An 18,358-nucleotide genomic window follows, 5' to 3' on the forward strand; every position below is an offset into this window, starting at 1 on the left:
CAGGCCCTTGCTACGCGTACGCAGCAAGGGCCTGTTGATTTTATTGGTCTCATGGGGGCTTTGCCATAACAGCCCGCTAATTCACTTCTTGTCTACCGAATGATAGGGCTGCGCTCGAAGGGTCGGGTACGGTCAAAGAGGTAGCGGTACGTGACGTGGGTTTTGAGGATGCGGGCCCCGATGGAGCGCGTAACAGCCAGCATGCGCGGGTTGAAGTCGCCAATCCAATTCATCTCAATGTCTGTATAGCCAGCTCTCATAAACTGGGCGCGGGCGTGCACCATCATGGCCGACTCGATGCCTTTGCCCTGCCATTCGGGTACTACCCCGAAGATGACGCCGAACATCTTTTTATCGGAGCGTTGGTCGTATTTCCGCTTTTCCCACAGGAAGCGCAGCTTACCCAACAGGTTAAAGTTGCGGCCTACATGCTTAAATATCTGGTTAAGCTCGGGTAGGCTAACAAAGAAAGCAATAGGCTCGTCGTTATGATAGGCAAACCAGAGTAGGCGCTCATCCACCACGGGTTTCATTTCGCGCACCAGGTCGCGGGCCTTTTCCAAAGGCATGGGGTTGACGCCGCTGTGGTTGGCCCAGGCTAGGTTGTAAACGTGGTGGAAGTCGCGGGCTAGCTTCTCCGCATTGCGCTTGCTAGCGTGCTCGAAGCGGAACTCCGGGTACTGCTGAGCATACTTGGTAGCCGCCTTACTGAAGCTCTCGTGCAGCGGTACGGCCACCTCGCGGTAGCAGGTATACTGCTTGAAGTACACCTGAAAGCCGTAATTTTCAAAGAGTTGCTGGTAATACGGCAGGTGGTAGAACATGCCGTAGTTCGGCTCCGTGAAGCCTACCGTCAGCAGGCCCCAGTACCGGTCACGCTCCCCAAAGTTGATGGGCCCGTCCATGGCTGCCAGACCGCGCTGAGCCAGCCACACCCGGCAGGCTTCGAACAATATATTCGCGGCACTTTGGTCATCAATACATTCAAAAAAGCCCATGCCGCCCACCGGAAGGGTAGGGTCAGTCTGGGGTGTTTCGTGGTTGATGAAGGCCGCTACCCGTCCAATTACTACCCCCGCCTCGTCGGTCAGGATCCAGCGAATGGCCTCGCCGTGGGCAAAATTATGGTTGCGCTTGGGGTCGAAAACGGCTTCTACCTCGTGGTCGAGGGGGGAAATCCAGTTGGGCTGATCTTGGTAGAGGCGCGAAGGCAGATCGAGAAACTGACGAACGTGCTGCGCAGTAGTAACTTCAAGCAGAGGCATTCAAGAGGGGATAAGCAGAGTCTGGAATGAGGGTTACCGCTTCTGCTAGGGGTAGTGAAAGCAGAAAACGGGGCTAAATTCGGCAATTCATTCTCAACCTACGCCTTTTACCAGTGCTACGCTCCATTCCTCGGTTCATCTGGCCCATTGCGGCTTTGTTGCTGGTTGTTCGGCTGGCTCTGAACTTAGGGCTAAACCCGGAGCTGGAATTCAACTACGATGAGCGCCGCAATGCCCGCATTGCCGATAATTACCTAGCCGGACGGGGCTACGTCAGCATCGACCCGGAGCGCAAGCAACTGCGCCCCGATTCCTTTCACGCCAGTTTTCCAGTGTTTGTATATATTGGCTGGAGCAAGGCCGGGCTGCCGCGTCATTACCTGACTTTGCTGGTGTATGCCGCCGCCGCCGGCTGCTACCTGCTGGGTGGCTTGTACGTGCAGCGTACCCTGCGCTACTTCGGCCTGGGGCTCGGCGCCGCCTGGGCCGGAGCAGGCTTATGGGCTGTGTCGCCGGGAGTGGTGTACTACATTGGTGCTTTCTGGTGGTACGAGAATATTGCCCTACCCCTGCTGATTGTGGTAGTGTACAAGCTCCTGCGCCTGCAGGGCGGTCGGCCTCTGCGCGCCCATGATGCCGCCATTATCATCGGCTTAGTAGTGCTGTCGTGTTTAGTGCGGGGGTATCTGCTGGGCGTGTATGGGGTAGTGTTTCTGGCGTTCCTGGCCCTATCGATGCGGCCGTCGGCGCGGGCTCAGCGGCCGGCTGCTTGGGGCCTGAGCTTAGGCTTGATGCTGGTGCTGGGGGTAGCGCATGTGCCTACTCTGCTGAAAAACCACAGGCAATTTGGGGCATACACCTTAAGCAACCAGGCCGGGTTTGAGCTCTTGCAAGGGCATAATCCGGTAGCTAAAGGCCGCTTTATGTTCGATTGGGATGAGCGTACTGGACCCTTCGACCAGTACGTGCGCGCCGCAGTTCCTACCCTCGATTCTCTGGATCAGTACCAGGAAAGTCAGGCCCGCGCCCGCCTGGCCCGGCAGTGGGTAGCTACGCACCCATGGGAAGAAGCGCAGCTGCTGATCCGCAAGACCTTTCTGTTTTTCTCGCCTGAAAATTTCATTGCCGATGCGCCCCGCACTTCCTGGAACCCCTTTACTGCGCTAGTGCACATAGCCTTCTTCGCGGCGATTCTGCTGACGGTGGTTCGCTACCGCGGTCTGCGCTTTAAAAGTCAGGATGCACTTCTGCTAGCTCCATTGGTAGCCGTCTGGCTGTTGAGCCTGGTGTTTTTTGTGGGGTTCCGGTGGCGGTTCTTTGCTGAGCCAGCCCTGCTACTGTTCCCTCTTATTGTGGCGCAGCGGTTAAGGGAAAGAACTAAAGGCTCGCGTACGAACAACGAGGCCGTAGGCTAATACTATTGTCGGCGTAGCACCGATAAAATCTTTATTCCGTTCGCTCGTACAGTCAGAGCTTCCTGTCCCGGTATTGTGTCATGCGCCTCCGGCGACACGGTCCGGTAAACGTTTAGGTGGTAGTGGCCCGGTGCTGGAGCTGCCATAATAAGACGTTTTTGATCGGCGGGCCTCAGCCAGATTTTGTTGTTTTCGTAGGGTGGAGGCGAAGGCGTATCAAGGTAAATCGGGCCGGTTGGCTGATGCCGAACCAACTGCTCCAGGCCCTGCCGGAACGACAAGCCCCAGTAGTCACGCTCGAAAAGCCTCTCTGCATGTTGGGCGGGCAAAAAGCTAAAAAAGGCCTGTTGATGCGGGTGCATGGCTATCATTCGCGCTGCGGTATAGATTCCTTCCAGCCCTGCCATTGCTACTGCTGCCACTACCACGGCGTGCGCTATGCCTCTTCCGCGGCCCCACTGCCAGAGGCCCCAGCCACCCCGAACCGCCAGTAGCAGCAGCCCTGGATAAACAAAATAGAGGTGCCGCCACCCATCGTAGAGGGCAGAATTGAAGAAGATAACTAAGATAATAGGCAGCAGAAACCACCCCGAAAAGAGCACATCTAGCCGAAGGGTAGAAGACTGAAGTATCTGTAGCGGCTTGCGCGCTAGGGTTGCACCCACCATCATTACCCCTACAATAGCTGCTACGGAATAGGCTATTGGGGTAGTAAGCAGCAGCCATACCGGAATGTAGTGCCATGGCAAATGCCGAGCCGGCTCCAGCTTACCCAGGTACAGCACATTGCCCATAAAGGAATAGCTCTTCATGCTGCCGAAAGCTGTCCGGAAATGTGTCAGGGGGTGTGCCCACAGATATGGCCAGCCGGCTACCATTATTACCAACGACGTCAGTAGATACACACTTGCCAAGCTAATCAGCCGTCGACGAACACTGCTTGTAGACAGGTCAGGGGTTTGCAGTAACAGCAGCGTGAAAGTAAACGGGATAAGCAATACACCAGGCACGCGTACATCAATGACGGCAGCCGTGACCAGCCCATGTACTATGGCGCGCAGAAGGGTAGGGCGAGCCAGCAGCCGAAGTAACGTGTAGATGCCTACTGTAAACAAAGCCAGAAACACGAGGTCCTTGGCATTGTAAAACGAGTCAGCAAATAGGCGCGGCGATAATACCAATAGTGCAGCCGTGAGCAGGCCCAGATACTCATTCCGGAAGCGAAGAAGCGCAATACGGTACAGTGCCCAAGTACCGCTGAAGCAGATAAGGAAAATACAGAAATGCCGTGCTAAATAATAGCTTCGGGCGTCGGTACTAGGCCGAAGCACATCGTACAGGGCCATAGGAATCTCAAACAGTACGCCGTGGTCGTTATCGGTGTAGCCGAACAAAGGTGGGGCCTGTTGTAAGAGTGGCTGGCGGGCGGCCCAGGATGGCGCCAGGAGTTCGGCCAGGAAGCGCAAATTTACCAGCCCGTTGCGGCGGTCGGCGGGTTCGTCCCAGGAAACGCCGTAGTCGGCGAATATGCTGCAACCCAGGGTCAGTAGTAGCCCAAAAAAGACCCATGCAACCCAGCGCGGGGCGTAGCGAATGGGGGACGAAGTTGTCATGATAGAAGATATAGCCGCAATACAAACATCGCTACCCCACAGTAGCCAACCAAGCCTAGCTTCCCCAAGCAAGGCAGGCTGGAATAGGGTGAAAACAAAAAAGGACAGCCGTTACCGACTGTCCTTTAGTTGTGGGAGATACTGGGTTCGAACCAGTGACCCTCTGCTTGTAAGGCAGATGCTCTGAACCAGCTGAGCTAATCTCCCGAGGGGGGTATGCGTAATAGAAAAGTGGGAGATACTGGGTTCGAACCAGTGACCCTCTGCTTGTAAGGCAGATGCTCTGAACCAGCTGAGCTAATCTCCCGTTGGGCGTATCCCGTTTGGGATGGCAAATATGGGAGGTCATTTTCGAATACGCAACACTTTGTAGCATCTTTGAGCTGAGAAATTTTGCTGGCAAGCCTGCGTTGGATAGGAAAGTAGTTGCCAATCAGAAGTTTCGGGGATGTAAAGACGGTGAGTAAAATTTTAAAAAATTCTTTTTTAACCTTGCTCGTGCTGCTCGGCAGCGTGGTAGCGGGAGTGTGGTTAGGGCAGGACCGAATTATTGCCATGTTCGTGCAGGCCCTAAACCAGTACCTGCAGGTGCCGGTGCAGGCCAGTCGGCTAGAGGTGTCCGTGCTCGACCAGTTTCCGCGCTTGTCCGTGACCCTGCACGACGTAGTGGTGTCCGGCTCGGAGCCCACCGATACTGTAAAGCTGGCCCGCGCCCGGCGCTTGTATTGCGCTTTCGATGCCTGGGACCTGCTGGCTGGGCGCTACCACATCCGGGCCGTTACCTTGGCCGATGCGCAGGTGCGGGTGCGCCGCAACGCCCACGGGATAGGAAACTACCACGTACTCCGGCTTGATACTACCACGAATGCCGAGGATGAGCCTTTCGGGATGGAGCTGGAAGGGATTCAGCTGGAGCGGGTGCGGGTACTCTACGAAGATGCTGCCCGGCAGCAGCACTTCCGCCTCCAGACCCCAGAGCTGCAGGCGGCCCTCACCATCACCGATACTCAACTGCACATTGCGGCCCAGGGGGTAGCGCAGGTCGAAACCCTACAGCTGGGTTCAGATGAATACTTTCGGGATAAGCAACTCACCCTGCGCACCAACTTGTTAATAGACCGTGCCAGGCAGCAACTTACCCTTGAGCCCTCGGAAATTCGGGTGGGGCCGGCGGCGTATGCGGTGAGCGGCAGTATCAACTACCAGCGGGTTGCCGTGCTTGATCTGCGCTGCGAGGCAACTGGGGCCGATGTACAGTCGGTGTTGGCGCTGCTACCGCCCCGCCTGACGCGGCCAGTAGCCGGGTACCGCAGCCGGGGCAAGGTGTATTTCGGCGGAACAGTGCGAGGCGAGCTATCTGGGCAGCGGAATCCACAGGTAGCCGTACGGTTTGGCTGTCAGGATGCTTCGTTTTTTCATCCGCGCTACCAGCAGGCCATTGAGCAAGTAAGCCTGACCGGTTCCTTCACCAACGGGGCTACGCAGTCGGGCCGCACGGCAGTGCTAAGCCTGAACAATGTTCGGGGACAGCTCAGCGGGCGGCCTTTTAGCGGTACGCTGCGCTTGGAGAACTTTGCTACCCCCCGCCTGCAGCTAAAGTGCCAAGCCGATGTGGACGTAGCGCGGGCTATGCGTTTCTTTCCACTGGCTGCCGTTCGCGAGGCCCGTGGCAGTGCGGTGCTAAGCCTGCAGCTCAACGGCCTGGTGCGGGAACTGCGCGGCAACCCTACCCCCGATCAGGCTAGCGGCGACCTGATGCTCCGGAATGTATACCTGCAGCTGCGCGACTTCAGGCAGCCCTTTACGGGCCTAACGGGCCGGCTGCAGCTCCAGGGAACCAACGTGCTGGTGCCGGCCCTAAGCGGCAGGCTCGGTAACTCCGATTTCCGGGGGTGGGGCACGCTTCGCAACGTGACCAGTTGGGCTCTTCGGGCCGGGCAACCGCTACGGCTAGAGGCAGTGGTGGCCAGTCATCTGCTTGATTTCAACCAATTGCTCTATGCGTATCAGCCTGCCGCGGGTAGGGTAGGCGCGAAGGCAGCTAATCAGGCACCATCGGGCTTGCGGGTACCCGCTAATTTGGCAGTAGACGTGCAGGCCACAGCCGATCAGGTGCGCTTCCGGAGGCTGCGCGGGCGCCAGCTACGAGGCAAACTACGGTTGCAGGGGCAGGTTTTCAGCTCTCCGGACCTGACGCTGCTGGCGGCGGGTGGCAAGGCCAGTGTGCGCGGAACCGTAGATGCCCGCCAGCCTCAGCTGCTGAAAGCCAGCACGGTAGTAAGCTGCCAACAGGTGCCCCTAGATAGCCTGTTTTACGTGTTCGAAAACTTTGGTCAGCAGTTTATTACCCAGCGCCACCTGCGCGGGCGCCTGACTGCTACTGCCGATGTAGACTCTTACTTCGACCAACACCTGACTCCGCTTACTGACAAGCTGGAAGCGGAGGTGCACGCTACCGTGCGCAATGGGGAACTGCTCAACTTCGAGCCCATGCAGAAGCTGAGCTTTCTGGCCAGCCGGGCTACTCTGCGCCATTTACGCTTTGCGGAGCTGCAAAACCGCATCTACGTGCAAAGCCGCACGGTGTACGTGCCCGAAATGGACATTCGCTCCAACGTAAAAGCTGCCTCCCTGATTCGGGTGACGGGTACCCACACGTTTGACCAGCAGATGGACTATCATGTTCGGATTCCGTTGCTACCCGGTTTGTTACCCCAAGCCCTGGCCAGCGCTAACGGGCCCATGCTACGCCTGGCAATTCAGGGCAACGAGCGGGACTTTTCAATTCGGTACGAGCGGGCGCCGCGGGAAGCACCAAATCGGCCGGTAGTGGCGCGACCCGCTGGAACCAGTCAGCCAGGGGGCGGAGCTGCCAGCGAGGCCGGAAAAGTTGCTACCCCTAAACCAGTGGCCAAACCTAGCTTCGAGCTAAAAAAGCCCGTCAAGAAGCCAGCTCAGCCCCAAACCGGAGAATACTTTGATTTCTAGTCGGGTTCAGGTCAAGACGGCGTCTTAAGCCTGGGTGGCTTTGGGCCAGAGCAAGACAGTAGGAAGAACGAGCATGGGGGAGACGCAACGAGAAATAGCCGGATGAGGCAGCAACCCTAACCTATCAGAAGAGCTTGCGTTAAGGTAGCTGGTTTATTTCCACCCATCTACTCTCTGTCATGAACGATACACAACTCCTGCAGAATTACTCCGACCAGGAAAAAGCCGCCTACCTGAGCGTAATAGCCAGCCTAGCCTCCGCCGACCGCGAGGCCTCGGCCGCCGAAATAGAATTCCTGCAGCAACTCGCCCACCAAGCCAACCTCAGCGGGGGCGCTACCCAGCAGGTTCTGGCTGCGGCCAAAGATGCCACCAATGAAAGCATCAAGACCAACCTGGATACCTTGCGCTCCAGCGACCTGCGCTTTTCTTTGGTAACGGACCTGATCAGCTTCGCCCGCGCCGATGGCGCCTACTCCAACACGGAGGAAGAAATGGTGAATAAAATTGCGGCGTATTTAGGCATCAACCAGCAGCAGACCCAGGCTCTGGAGCAAGTAGTTGACCAGGCCGCACACGTTCCGCACGATGCCAGCGACCCAGCCAAACAAGGCTTCTTGGGCGGCATTGGGGATAAGCTCTCCAGCGTAGGCATTCCGAAAGGCGCCCTGATGGCCGGCTTGCTGGGGGTAGTAGCCCCCATGGTTATTTCAAAAGTGATGAACCGCGGCGGCAGCGCTGGCATGGCCGGGGGCGGTGGCCTAATGGGCGGCGGAAACCTAGGCGGCCTGATGGGCGGCGCGGCTCAAAGCGGTATGGGCGGTCTGCTCGGCGGTTTGCTGGGTGGTGGTTTGCTGGGTGGTATGATGGGCGGCGGGGGCCAGCAAAGCTCCTACGGCAACTACCCGCAGCAAGGCTCCCACGTTGGTAGCGGCGGCCTCGGCTCCCTGATGTCAATCCTAGGTGGCTTAGGCGGACAACCCAACATGCAGCCCCGCAGTGCCGGCGGCGGCGGACTAGGCGGCCTTATGAACGGCGGCATGGGCGGCTTGCTCGGCGGTCTGCTGGGCGGCCGCTAGGCCTTCCTGCTATCTATTCCCATACAAAAAGCCGACTACCTTGTCACAGGGTAGTCGGCTTTTTGTATGGAAAGAAGCTAAGAAGAGCTTTGGCTACACGACGGGGGTAGGAGCCGAATTCAAACCATCGAGGTGGCTGCCAGATGTTAGCTGTACTACGGTATTGCCCGTGCTGGCAAAGGAGCCGCCGGCTTGCTCTACTACTTCTACCAGCCGGTAGTTCAGCTCTTCTTTCACTTGCAGGTATTCGTCGTAATTGGTGGTTTCCACGAAGTACTGCACCGTTACTTCCTTGGCTACCGGCGTGAGGGCGGCGAACTGAATCTGCGCCTCTTTGGTGACGAGCGGATTGGCTTCCAGGGCTTTTTTGCCTTCCTCCACAATACGGTGCAGCTGCTGACTGGTGGTAGCGTGGCTGAGGGCCAACGTAAAGCTAACGCGCCGGGCTGTACGCAACGACAAGTTATCAAGGGGCTTATCAATCATGCTCTTGTTGGGTACCGTCACGTAGCTTTTCTCGGCCGTACGGAGGCGGGTGCTTCGGAAGCCTACTTTCTCTACGGTGCCCGTCACGGCGCCTACCTCTACCAAATCGCCCACGGCGAAGGGCCGGTCGAGGAAAATGGTGAAGGAGGCAATCAGGTTTTCGAGGCTCTCCTTGGCAGCGAAGGCCACGGCCAAACCGCCAATGCCCAAACCCCCAATCAGGGCCGTCACATTCACCCCAAACACCTTGCTCAGCATCACCAGAAACGTGAGCGTGAGCACCAGCACCTTAAGTAAGTCTTTGGCGAAGGGAATCAGCTGATTGTTGAGGCGGGAAGGGGTAGCTTCGGCCCGGCGCTGAAACACCATCACCAGAAAATCGATGATGCGTAGCCATATCCAGCCTACCCCCCAGATAACCGCCAACTGAAACAGGCGAAACAGCGCTACCTGTGGCCAAGGTTCATTGCGGGTGATATCGGCGCTGCGCACGGGGTAGTCCAGCACCTGAAAGGCAAAATAGGCCGTGAACAAAAAGATAACCACCGATACGGGCTGAATCAGCAGGGCCTGAAACTGCAGCTCGCTGACGCCCTCGGTGCGCCTACGAATAAAGCGGAATACCAGCTTCGACAGTAGCCGGGACAGCAGTGTTTTAAACGCGTAGCCGAACAGCAGAATACCCAGGCACGTCAGGTAAGCCCCTACGTTGTTGCCCAGGAAACGGTACTGAAGGATTTCTTGAAGACTCATGAAGGAAATATGCAGAAGGTGGCCGGACAATAGGAATGAAGAAAGGTGACAAAGTGGGAGCTGTTGTCAGAGCAACTACATTTCCCACCTTATCACCTTTCCTGTATTTCCTACTTATACTAACTGCCGCAGCGCCATTTCAAACGACTTCTGGGCAATGCCAGTGGTAGCTTCGCCCTGGTGGCGGGTGCGCTCCAGCGCCGCCCGAATTATTTTTGAAGTGTCCTGGAAGATGGCCTGGTCGGTAATTTCGGCGTTGGATTCCATGAGGTAGGCAAATACCCGGGCCATACCGCAGTTGGCAATGAAATCGGGGATGACGCTGGTGTGAGCATCGGCAAACTCACCGGTCGGGCCGAAGAAGATTTCGGGGTCCTGGAAGGGCACGTTGGCGCCACAGGAAATAACTTCCAGGCCTCCGGCTACCAGTTGCTCTACTTGCCCCCGCGACACCAACCGAGAAGCAGCCGCCGGAATAAAGATTTCAGCACCGCTGCTCCAGATGCGCTGGTTTACCTCCTCGAACGACAACAGATTATCGGCGGCCAGAGCGTTACCGTCGCGCTCCAGGAACAGCGTCCGGATTTCCTCCAGCGAGAAGCCGTCCTCTTTGATCAGGCCCCCGGCCCGGTCGATAATGCCAGTGATGCGAGCACCCTGAGTGGCAAGGTAATAGGCCGCAGCCGCACCTACGTTGCCCCAGCCCTGAATAATGGCGCGCTTGCCGGCCACCGAGCGGCTGCCCCACAGCTCATAGTAATGGCGCACAGCTTCGGCTACCCCGTAACCCGTAATCAGGTCGGCTACGGTGTATTTGCGGCTCAGGTCGGGCGAGAAGCTGGCGTCTTCCAGCACTTTTACCACGCCCTGGCGCAGTTGGCCCAGCTTCTGAATCTTCTGAGGCTCAGTGGCGCGGTAGTGGCCGTTCACGATGCCTTCCTGGGGGTGCCAGAGGCCGTAGTCTTCGGTAATCGGAATTACATCGTGAATTTCGTCCACGTTCAGGTCGCCTCCGGTACCGTAGTAGTTTTTCAGCAGCGGAATAACGGCCCGGTACCAGCGCTCCAGCACGCCGCGTTTGCGCGGATCCTGAGGGTCGAAGTTGATGCCTGATTTAGCCCCACCAATAGCCGGCCCCGACACGGTGAACTTCACTTCCATGGTTTTGGCCAAGCTTTCTACCTCGCGCTTGTCCAAGCCTTTGCGCATGCGGGTGCCGCCACCGGCTGCCCCGCCGCGCAAGGAGTTAATGACTACCCAGCCCTCGGCTTCGGTTTCGGAGTCTTTCCATTCAAAAACGATTTCGGGACGCTTATTTTCAAAGGTGGCCAGCAGGTCTTTCATCAGCAGTCAGGCAGATAGGGTGGGATGGAATGTTCGGACGCAAAGGTACGCAGCTCGTCTGCTCACCACACCTGAAGCATTTGAGATGGGCAGGAAATAGGCCTGAAGGATGATGAAAAGGCAAACGTGAATAACTGCCTGAGAAACAGATTGTATTATGGTAAGCTCAGCCTTTGGGTTATTCGTTGCGTTAAGGGTAGGAAGTGTACAATATTCCCGGATTCGTAAATTTTTTCCGCTCAGGGTGCGTTAAAAGGAACTATGCAGACTCAGAATATCGTATTAGCCATATTCCTGCATGCTTTCTCCCGGTACCACCGTTGCAACGACATATGAAACCATTGCTTTCAAGAGTAGAGTCCAAAAAAGTAGATAAGGCGGCTGCCATGCTGAAGGTGCTGGCTCACCCCAAGCGCCTAGCCATCGTCGATCTATTGGGTAAAGAGGAGAAGATGACCGTTACGGAAATCTACCGCTCCCTCGATTTGCCCCAGGCCATTGCCTCCCAGCACCTCATCACCCTCAAAGACCGCGGCATCCTGTCCTCGTTCAAAGTCGGTACCAAAATTTACTACTCCCTCTCCATCCCTAAACTGCTGGACGTCATCGATTCCTTAGAGGATTGCTGCGACACCATGTAAGCGCCGGGCTTCGGAGATGCCAACGGTACGTAAAGCAAAAAGCCCTGCTGGCGACACCAGCAGGGCTTTTTGTATAAAAGGGGGGTAGGGAGCCTCGACTAAGCTACGTCCGGCTGCCGCTCCAAGTCGAACAGGTCGGTCAGCACGTCGATAAGCTGGTCGGCCTCACCGCGTTTGCAGGCGGCTTTCAGTTGGAGTACAGGCTGTTTCAGAATCTTCTGCATCAGGGAGCGAGTAATGTCGTCCATGCGCTTGGCTTCCTCAGGGCTCATCTTTTTCTGGAAGCGGTCCATCTCTTCTAGGCGGATTTGCTCCAGGGCGTTCTTGAGCTTCTGGATGGTAGGCGACACCATCATTTCCTTGGTCCAGTCCTGAAGGCCAACTATGCTTTCCTCGATGATGGCCCGCACCTGAGGCACAGCGGCCAGGCGGCGCTCCAGCGCGGCGGAAGCCTTGCTATGGATGGCGTCGATGTTGTATACCAGCACGCCGGGCACCTGTTCCACATCGGTAGCAATGCTACGGGGTACCGAGAGGTCGATAAAGAACTTGTAGCTCAGCACGTCCAGGTGCTCTACCATGTCGCGGGTGAAGAACGGGTCTTCGCGGGAGATGCTGCTGATAATAACGTCGGCATCCTTCAGGCCGGGCACCAGGTCCTCAAAGTTGATAACCTTAAGGCCACACTCTTCCGCCAGTACATCGGCCTTAGAGCGGGTGCGGTTGCAGATGGTTACGTCCTGAAACAGCTTACTGTCGCCGAAGTGGCGGCACACATCTGCCCCAATCTCCCCTAGGCCCACTACCAGTACTCGCGGATTGGCTACGTCGGCCGTCAGTTCTTCTACCAGCTCCAGCGCGGCGTAGGAAGTAGAGGCGGCCCCGTCGCGAAACGAGGTTTCCTGCTGTACGCGCTTATTAGTGAAGAAGATGGTGTGCAACAGGCGGTGCAGAAACGGCCCAGCCGCATCGGCATCGGCCGACCACTGGTAGGCCTGCTTTACCTGGTTGCTGATCTGCATGTCGCCAACTACCTGGGCATCAAGGCCCATAGCTACTTCGAAGAGGTGGCGTACGGCGTCGGAATGCTGATCGAGAATATCGAAGTAAGGAAAGTACTCGGCTACCTCCGGCAGGTTCTTGAGCTGGCCCAGGGCCTCAATAATAGCGGGGCTCTGGTCACGCTCAGCGGAATAGTACACTTCCGTGCGGTTGCAGGTACTTAGCACGAGCAGGTCGGTAAGGCCCAGCTCTTGGTGCAAGGTGTGCAGGAATCGGCGGCACGCAGCTTCGTCCAGAGCAATCAGCTCCCGAATTTCGAGGGGAGCTTTCTTGAATGACAGACTGACGGCCTTAAATGGATGGAGCATAGCTTGTGCTAGTGCGAAAATCAGAAGGCAAAAATACAGTACAAATTGCTAGCGTGAAAACAGTTGCTAAGGTCTACAGGTTCGGGCAGACCCAGAATCAGGTTAAAACACCGGTTTAAACAGGCTAAAGCAAACTTCTTCTCGTTTATCCTGACGAAAATCATTTCCTCGGAGTTGTGGCCGCGGCCTTACGGTTGTGCTACCCTTTGCGGGCCCTCGTATCTTCGCCGGGGTGCGGGCCGTATGCTGCACCTTGCCATTCGTCTGTTTCCGCTCGTGCTGCCCATCCCCATCTACGACCAAAAGTCTCGCATCAAGCTCATTATTGTGGGCGTGGCCTTATTGATTGGGGCAGCTACGGTTATTTACACCAACCTGCTGGTGCAGCAGCTCTCGGAGCGGGAGCAAAAGCAGATTGACTTGTACGCCAAAACCCAGCGCTACCTCATCAATACCGAGGAAGAGTCGAACGTGTCGTTTCTCTACGATGAGATTATCGAGGCCAATACCACTATTCCGGTAATTTGGGCCGATGACAGCGGCTACCCTCTCGACGCCCAGAACCTGCCCGTGCCGAAAGGCCTGAGCGAAACCGCACGGGTAACGTTTCTGCAGCAGGAAATGCTGAAGATGAAGGAGCAGCACACGCCCATTGTTATTGAAATCGGGGGCGGGGTGCGCAACTTTATCTATTACAAGGAGTCGTCGCTCCTGACACAACTGCGCTACTACCCCCTGGTGCAGCTTGCTATTATTGGGTGCCTGGCGGTTATTGCCTACTTCGCGTTCAGCTACTCAAGGCGTGCCGAGCAGAACCGGGTGTGGGTGGGCCTGGCCAAGGAAACGGCCCACCAATTGGGTACGCCACTCAGCAGCCTGGTAGGCTGGCAGGCTTACCTGCGGGAGTCGGAGCGGTTTAGGGGCGAGCCCATTGTGGAAGAGCTGGGCAAGGATATTCGGCGGCTGGAAATTATTACGGAGCGGTTCAGCAACATCGGTTCCGTGCCCGTACTCAACGACGAGAACATCTACCGCGTCACAACCAATGCCATCAGTTACCTGCAAAGCCGGGTGTCGCGGAAAGTCAGCTTTGAAGTGAAGACGGACCTCCCCCTGGATACGCCGGCTCAAATCAACATCCCGCTTTTCGACTGGGTAATTGAGAACATCTGCAAGAACGCCGTGGATGCTATGGATGGCCGTGGCAGCATCACCATTCACTTGCGCCGCCCCGTCCGTAACAAAGGCCAGATTGCCATTGATATTACCGACACCGGCAAAGGCATCCCGAAAACCAAGCTGGAAAGTGTATTCCTACCCGGCTACACTACCAAAAAGCGCGGGTGGGGTCTGGGCCTGGCCCTGGCAAAGCGTATCATCGAGAACTACCACCGCGGCCGCCTCTTCGTGAAGTGGAGCGAGGTAGGGCGCGGTACTACCTTCCGGATTCTGCTGAACGGGTAGGCTATTCCTTGGCCGTCACTTCGTCTGCCACCTCCCGTACTTTCTTCACCTCCGAGCGGTTGGTAATTTCCACGTAGCTGTTGCCCTTCACAGGCTTGCCGTGGTGGGTGCCTTCTACCCGGCACATGCCTTCCCAGTAGTGCATCCGGATGCCGGCAAACAGCTTCAGGGTTAGCTCCTGGTCCTGCATTACGGGTGTAATGGTAAGGTCGTAGCCTTGGCTGGGAATGCGCAGGCGCCACTTGTTGGGGTAGCGCAGCTTGGAGTGCGGGCTGGTCCAATACGCCAGGGTTTCCAGCTGAAAATCCTTTTGGTCGAGGTGAGTATTCTGAGCCTGGGTGCCGTAGTGAGAGCCACCCCCAATGCCCTCGCCCGTAACTTTGTTGTAGAGCTGATAGGCCATGATTTCCTCGCGCGGCTCATCGAGTTGAATGCTGAACCAGTCCCAGCCTAGGTCCTTGGCCATTACGCTGTTGCAGTTCCACTGCCGGTCATACCATAATTCGCCCTCTACCTGTCGCTTCTTGCCATTGATTTCAATGGTTCCAGTAGTCGTCATGCGGGGGTAGCTGTAGTAGCCTGCCTTGGCCGTGGGGCCATATTGCTCGTAGCCCGTGCCGCCGTGGAGCAGTACGGGTTTAGCGGGCGTTGTTTGCAGGTCGATGGCGTGGCCGGTGTGCGCGGTCATGCGGGCCTGCAAGTGGTAGCTGCCTTCCTGGCCGGTGAGTGTCCAGCGCTGGGCCTGCTTTTGCATGCTCAGGTTCAGCGGCAGGGTTGGGGCCAGCAACTGGGGTAGGCGCTCCACCTTATAATCGTAGCGAAACTGCTTTTGCTGCGGATCAGTAAGGGCGAAGTTGACCATTTGCCAGTCCTTCTTACCCGTTACGTTGAAGTGGAAGAACACATACTCCACCCCAAATTGCTCGCTCGTAGCTTTGTCGCGCAGGTGGCCCGTGAAATACCACCACTCCAGGGAGTTTTGCTTATGCGGAGCTTCTTCCTGCGGTAGCTGAGCCCGCTCCTGAAAAACGTCGTGCTTATTAGTGGGTTTCAGGGCGCAACCGGAGGTAGCAAGCAGAAGGGCAAGGGTAGCGAGCAGCAAATTCTTCATACCTCGGAATAAGGCTTTTCGGGGCCGAAAGGTTTGCTACGGCTGCGTTTTACTACCGTCGGAAGGGCCGCGTGAGGCGCCACCATAAGCTGCGCGGGGTGTACCAGGGTAGGGCAGTGCCAATAAACTCCCCTTTCACATCTGGTTGCATAGTAAGCATAACACTTACCATGGATTGGTGTGCAGTGGGCCGCAAAGTCAGCTCCTGAGTTTCATAGCCAATGCTGCTGACAAGTAATACAGTTGATTGGCCAGCTGGTACCTGCAGCTCAAAGGTGCCATCACTAGCCGAGGATGTGCCGATAGGAGTGCCCTTCACGAGTACTGTTACGCCGGGTAGAGGTTGTTGACTTCCCGTTTCTGCTACAACCCCGCGTATGGTCAGCAGCGGTTCTGAAACTGAAGGGGGTGGTGCCGTTGGCCGGGTAGCTACCATACCGACGGTGACAGCCTGAGGAAGAATGGCTGGTTCAGGTAACTGCTGCGCCTGGGCCGGAGAGGTTACTGCAACACCAAAACCTAGCAGCGTGACCAGCGCCAGCCAACGCGTGCGCCATATATCTGCCTGTTCAACCAGCGGTCGGTTCAACTGCTCCCGCCGAAAGCGCCCACAACTCTTTCCCGTTGATTGACTTAGGAAAGTCACAATCTCTGCGTCTGTCATACGGGTAAAATCTATGACCACCTTATCACAAGCGGCGCAGTGCCGACCTTGAGCGGCGGGAGTCATAGCGGTCCAGCTTTCGTGGCAGGGATGGGGTACGGAGAGGGTAGGGCGAGGCATAGCGAAGGATAATGATTTGCTATGCTGATGCTGCATGGCGTCATATTCCACACCGTGTGGCTGAAATTCTTTCATGAAAGGAGTAGGGGCGGCCTGGTTGTGTATCAGGCTCGAAAAAGCCATCCTGTGCTACAGCGTGCAGCCCCACGCATTATTCTGTATCTTTTGCCCCTCTTAACCTCTCACTACTGCATTGTCTACGCCTCTTCCGCCCTCGCGCCTGAGCGGCCTGTTTCGCCGCAAAAGCCTGACTGATATTTTACATAATCCGCCTGCCGATGCCGAGGGCCACGGACCCGGCGATACGGGCGGACTGGCCCGCCACCTCACCGTCCGCGACCTGACTTCGCTGGGCATTGCAGCCGTCATTGGGGCCGGCATCTTCAGCACCATCGGCAATGCCTCTCACGATGGTGGTCCGGCCGTATCGTTGCTGTTCGTGTTTACAGCTATTGCCTGCGCCTTCTCGGCGCTGTGCTACGCGCAGTTTGCTGCTACCATTCCGGTTTCAGGTTCAGCCTATACGTACGCCTACGCCTCTTTTGGGGAGCTAGCCGCCTGGATTATCGGGTGGGCACTCATTATGGAGTATGCCGTGGGCAACATTGTGGTAGCCATATCGTGGTCCGACTACTTTACGGGGCTTTTACAGGGGGTAGGGGTCAATGTGCCCATCTGGCTTACCATGGGCATGCAAAGTGCTCATAAGCATTATAACGAGGTACTAGAGCTGATGCAGGCTGGCAAGCCCTTAGCCGAAGCCTCGGCGGCCCAGCTGGAAGGCTACCGAGCCTGGAGTGCTGCCCCGGAGCTACCGGGTGGCCTGCGCCTCGTGCTAGACCTGCCCGCCGGCCTGATCACTCTGGCCATTACGGCGCTGGTGTATGTGGGCATCAAGGAATCGAAAAACGCTTCTAACCTGCTGGTAGCCTTGAAACTGGTGGTAGTGGCCGTGGTAATTCTGGTAGGAGCCTTCTACGTACAGCCCGAAAACTGGAGCCCCTTCGCCCCAAACGGCATTGGCGGCGTGCTTAAAGGCGTGTCGGCTGTGTTCTTCGCCTACATCGGTTTCGATGCTATTTCTACTACGGCCGAGGAATGCAAAAACCCCCAGCGCGACCTCCCTCGGGCTATGATCTACGCCCTGATTATCTGCACAATTCTCTATGTGATTATTACGCTGGTACTCACGGGCATGGTGAACTACAAAGAGCTGGCTGTGGGTGACCCGCTGGCCTACGTGTTCAACAAAGTAGGCGTGAAGTGGCTGGGCGGCGTGGTAGCCGTATCGGCGGTGTTGGCCATGGCCTCGGTGCTGCTGGTGTTTCAGATCGGGCAGCCCCGCATCTGGATGACCATGAGCCGCGATGGACTACTACCCCCCGTTTTCTCGCGGGTGCATCCCAAGTTCCACACGCCCTCGTTCAGCACTATCGTTACCGGCTTCTTCGTGGGAGTACCGGCCATGTTGCTGAACATGGACTTGGTGATTGACCTGACTTCTATCGGGACCTTGTTTGCGTTTGCGCTGGTGTGCGGCGGCATCCTCATTATTGACCCCCACGGCCAATCAGATGCCCGCTTTAAGGTGCCCTATATCAACGGGCAGTTTCTGGTGCCGTTGGTATTGCTGGCGGGTGCGGTGCTGCTGTTTTTGTACAACCAAGCGGGCATTCAGGAGTTTCAGCAGGCGCTGGGCAGCGGTTACGAGGAAGCCCGCCACTACATCCCGATGCTGGTATTCTTCCTGTTCTGCTTAGGCTTGGCGTGGCTGTCGTTCCGTAAGCGCCTCTCGCTGCTGCCGGTGCTGGGCCTGCTCACTAACCTCTACCTCATGACTCAGTTGGGCATCAACAACTGGCTGCTGTTCTTTGGCTGGCTGATTATCGGGCTGGCTTTGTACTTCAACTACGGCTTCAAGCACAGTAAGCTGGGGCTGAAAGTTCTGCCGAACGGCCAGCGCCGAGCGTAGTCTGCAAGTCGTTTTATTCTATACCAAACGCCCCGGTTGCTGAGCAAGTAGCTGGGGCGTTTGGCGTAAAGGC

Annotated in this window: 13 protein-coding genes and 2 tRNA genes; 6 read left to right on the forward strand and 9 right to left on the reverse strand. The window is 56.8% G+C overall.

Features of this window, described 5'->3' with window-relative positions:
- Positions 1 to 92 precede the first annotated feature (92 nt).
- Positions 93 to 1,265, reverse strand: coding sequence for a GNAT family N-acetyltransferase (locus DNI29_RS14000; protein WP_110978753.1), 1,173 nt, complete (start codon positions 1,263 to 1,265; stop codon positions 93 to 95).
- Between the two features lie 113 nt (positions 1,266 to 1,378).
- Between DNI29_RS14000 and DNI29_RS14005 the strand changes: the two genes are divergently transcribed.
- Complete coding sequence (locus DNI29_RS14005; RefSeq protein WP_110978754.1) at positions 1,379 to 2,680, forward strand: hypothetical protein; 1,302 nt, start codon at positions 1,379 to 1,381, stop codon at positions 2,678 to 2,680.
- Between the two features lie 2 nt (positions 2,681 to 2,682).
- On the opposite strand, the gene DNI29_RS14010 is transcribed toward DNI29_RS14005, so the two are convergent.
- From DNI29_RS14010 to DNI29_RS14020, 3 genes are all read right to left on the reverse strand, one after another.
- The gene (locus DNI29_RS14010; protein WP_110978755.1) at positions 2,683 to 4,293 is read right to left on the reverse strand and encodes a hypothetical protein; all 1,611 of its coding nucleotides are present in this window, start codon (positions 4,291 to 4,293) and stop codon (positions 2,683 to 2,685) included.
- Between the two features lie 132 nt (positions 4,294 to 4,425).
- Positions 4,426 to 4,500, reverse strand: a tRNA-Val gene (locus DNI29_RS14015).
- 25 nt (positions 4,501 to 4,525) lie between these two features.
- A tRNA-Val gene (locus DNI29_RS14020) sits at positions 4,526 to 4,600 on the reverse strand.
- A 191-nt stretch (positions 4,601 to 4,791) separates the two neighbouring features.
- Here DNI29_RS14020 and DNI29_RS14025 point away from each other — a divergent pair.
- Both DNI29_RS14025 and DNI29_RS14030 read left to right on the forward strand, forming a co-directional pair.
- A complete protein-coding gene (locus DNI29_RS14025) occupies positions 4,792 to 7,281 on the forward strand; it encodes an AsmA-like C-terminal region-containing protein (RefSeq protein WP_123823247.1) in 2,490 nt (829 codons plus the stop codon).
- A 179-nt stretch (positions 7,282 to 7,460) separates the two neighbouring features.
- A complete protein-coding gene (locus DNI29_RS14030; RefSeq protein ID WP_110978757.1) occupies positions 7,461 to 8,360 on the forward strand; it encodes a TerB family tellurite resistance protein in 900 nt (299 codons plus the stop codon).
- A gap of 93 nt (positions 8,361 to 8,453) precedes the next feature.
- Here the strand turns inward: DNI29_RS14030 and DNI29_RS14035 are convergent, their stop codons facing one another.
- On the reverse strand, positions 8,454 to 9,599 hold the full coding sequence (locus DNI29_RS14035) for a mechanosensitive ion channel family protein (RefSeq protein ID WP_123823248.1): 1,146 nt from the start codon (positions 9,597 to 9,599) through the stop codon (positions 8,454 to 8,456).
- 114 nt (positions 9,600 to 9,713) lie between these two features.
- On the reverse strand, positions 9,714 to 10,943 hold the full coding sequence (locus DNI29_RS14040; protein ID WP_110978759.1) for a Glu/Leu/Phe/Val dehydrogenase dimerization domain-containing protein: 1,230 nt from the start codon (positions 10,941 to 10,943) through the stop codon (positions 9,714 to 9,716).
- A gap of 332 nt (positions 10,944 to 11,275) precedes the next feature.
- Here DNI29_RS14040 and DNI29_RS14045 point away from each other — a divergent pair, with 332 nt between their 5' ends.
- Positions 11,276 to 11,584 carry an ArsR/SmtB family transcription factor gene (locus tag DNI29_RS14045; RefSeq protein WP_044003755.1) on the forward strand — a complete coding sequence of 103 codons (309 nt, stop codon included), beginning with the start codon at positions 11,276 to 11,278 and terminating at the stop codon, positions 11,582 to 11,584.
- Between the two features lie 98 nt (positions 11,585 to 11,682).
- Here DNI29_RS14045 and hemA read toward each other — a convergent pair whose 3' ends face one another.
- Entirely contained in the window at positions 11,683 to 12,954 is a 1,272-nt protein-coding gene (gene hemA / locus DNI29_RS14050) for a glutamyl-tRNA reductase (protein WP_110978760.1), read from the reverse strand.
- Positions 12,955 to 13,197: 243 nt separating this feature from the next.
- Between hemA and DNI29_RS14055 the strand changes: the two genes are divergently transcribed.
- Positions 13,198 to 14,418, forward strand: coding sequence for an ATP-binding protein (locus DNI29_RS14055; RefSeq protein WP_110978761.1), 1,221 nt, complete (start codon positions 13,198 to 13,200; stop codon positions 14,416 to 14,418).
- 1 nt (position 14,419) lies between these two features.
- On the opposite strand, the gene DNI29_RS14060 is transcribed toward DNI29_RS14055, so the two are convergent.
- Positions 14,420 to 15,529 (reverse strand): lipocalin-like domain-containing protein, encoded by a 1,110-nt coding sequence (locus tag DNI29_RS14060; protein ID WP_110978762.1) that lies wholly within the window; start codon positions 15,527 to 15,529, stop codon positions 14,420 to 14,422.
- A gap of 52 nt (positions 15,530 to 15,581) precedes the next feature.
- Complete coding sequence (locus DNI29_RS14065; protein WP_162303613.1) at positions 15,582 to 16,193, reverse strand: carboxypeptidase-like regulatory domain-containing protein; 612 nt, start codon at positions 16,191 to 16,193, stop codon at positions 15,582 to 15,584.
- Between the two features lie 313 nt (positions 16,194 to 16,506).
- Between DNI29_RS14065 and DNI29_RS14070 the strand changes: the two genes are divergently transcribed.
- A complete protein-coding gene (locus tag DNI29_RS14070) occupies positions 16,507 to 18,285 on the forward strand; it encodes an amino acid permease (RefSeq protein ID WP_238388096.1) in 1,779 nt (592 codons plus the stop codon).
- Positions 18,286 to 18,358 lie beyond the last annotated feature (73 nt).

Source organism: Hymenobacter sediminis (assembly GCF_003231285.1).
GTDB lineage: Bacteria > Bacteroidota > Bacteroidia > Cytophagales > Hymenobacteraceae > Hymenobacter > Hymenobacter sediminis.

Bases quoted from the DNA above. Each gene is read 5' to 3' on its own strand.
- DNI29_RS14055 (WP_110978761.1), top strand. From the start codon at position 13,198: ATGCTGCACCTTGCCATTCGTCTGTTTCCGCTCGTGCTGCCCATCCCC.
- hemA (WP_110978760.1), bottom strand. From the start codon at position 12,954: ATGCTCCATCCATTTAAGGCCGTCAGTCTGTCATTCAAGAAAGCTCCC.
- DNI29_RS14030 (WP_110978757.1), top strand. From the start codon at position 7,461: ATGAACGATACACAACTCCTGCAGAATTACTCCGACCAGGAAAAAGCC.
- DNI29_RS14060 (WP_110978762.1), bottom strand. From the start codon at position 15,529: ATGAAGAATTTGCTGCTCGCTACCCTTGCCCTTCTGCTTGCTACCTCC.
- DNI29_RS14065 (WP_162303613.1), bottom strand. From the start codon at position 16,193: ATGACAGACGCAGAGATTGTGACTTTCCTAAGTCAATCAACGGGAAAG.
- DNI29_RS14000 (WP_110978753.1), bottom strand. From the start codon at position 1,265: ATGCCTCTGCTTGAAGTTACTACTGCGCAGCACGTTCGTCAGTTTCTC.
- DNI29_RS14010 (WP_110978755.1), bottom strand. From the start codon at position 4,293: ATGACAACTTCGTCCCCCATTCGCTACGCCCCGCGCTGGGTTGCATGG.
- DNI29_RS14035 (WP_123823248.1), bottom strand. From the start codon at position 9,599: ATGAGTCTTCAAGAAATCCTTCAGTACCGTTTCCTGGGCAACAACGTA.
- DNI29_RS14045 (WP_044003755.1), top strand. From the start codon at position 11,276: ATGAAACCATTGCTTTCAAGAGTAGAGTCCAAAAAAGTAGATAAGGCG.
- DNI29_RS14040 (WP_110978759.1), bottom strand. From the start codon at position 10,943: ATGAAAGACCTGCTGGCCACCTTTGAAAATAAGCGTCCCGAAATCGTT.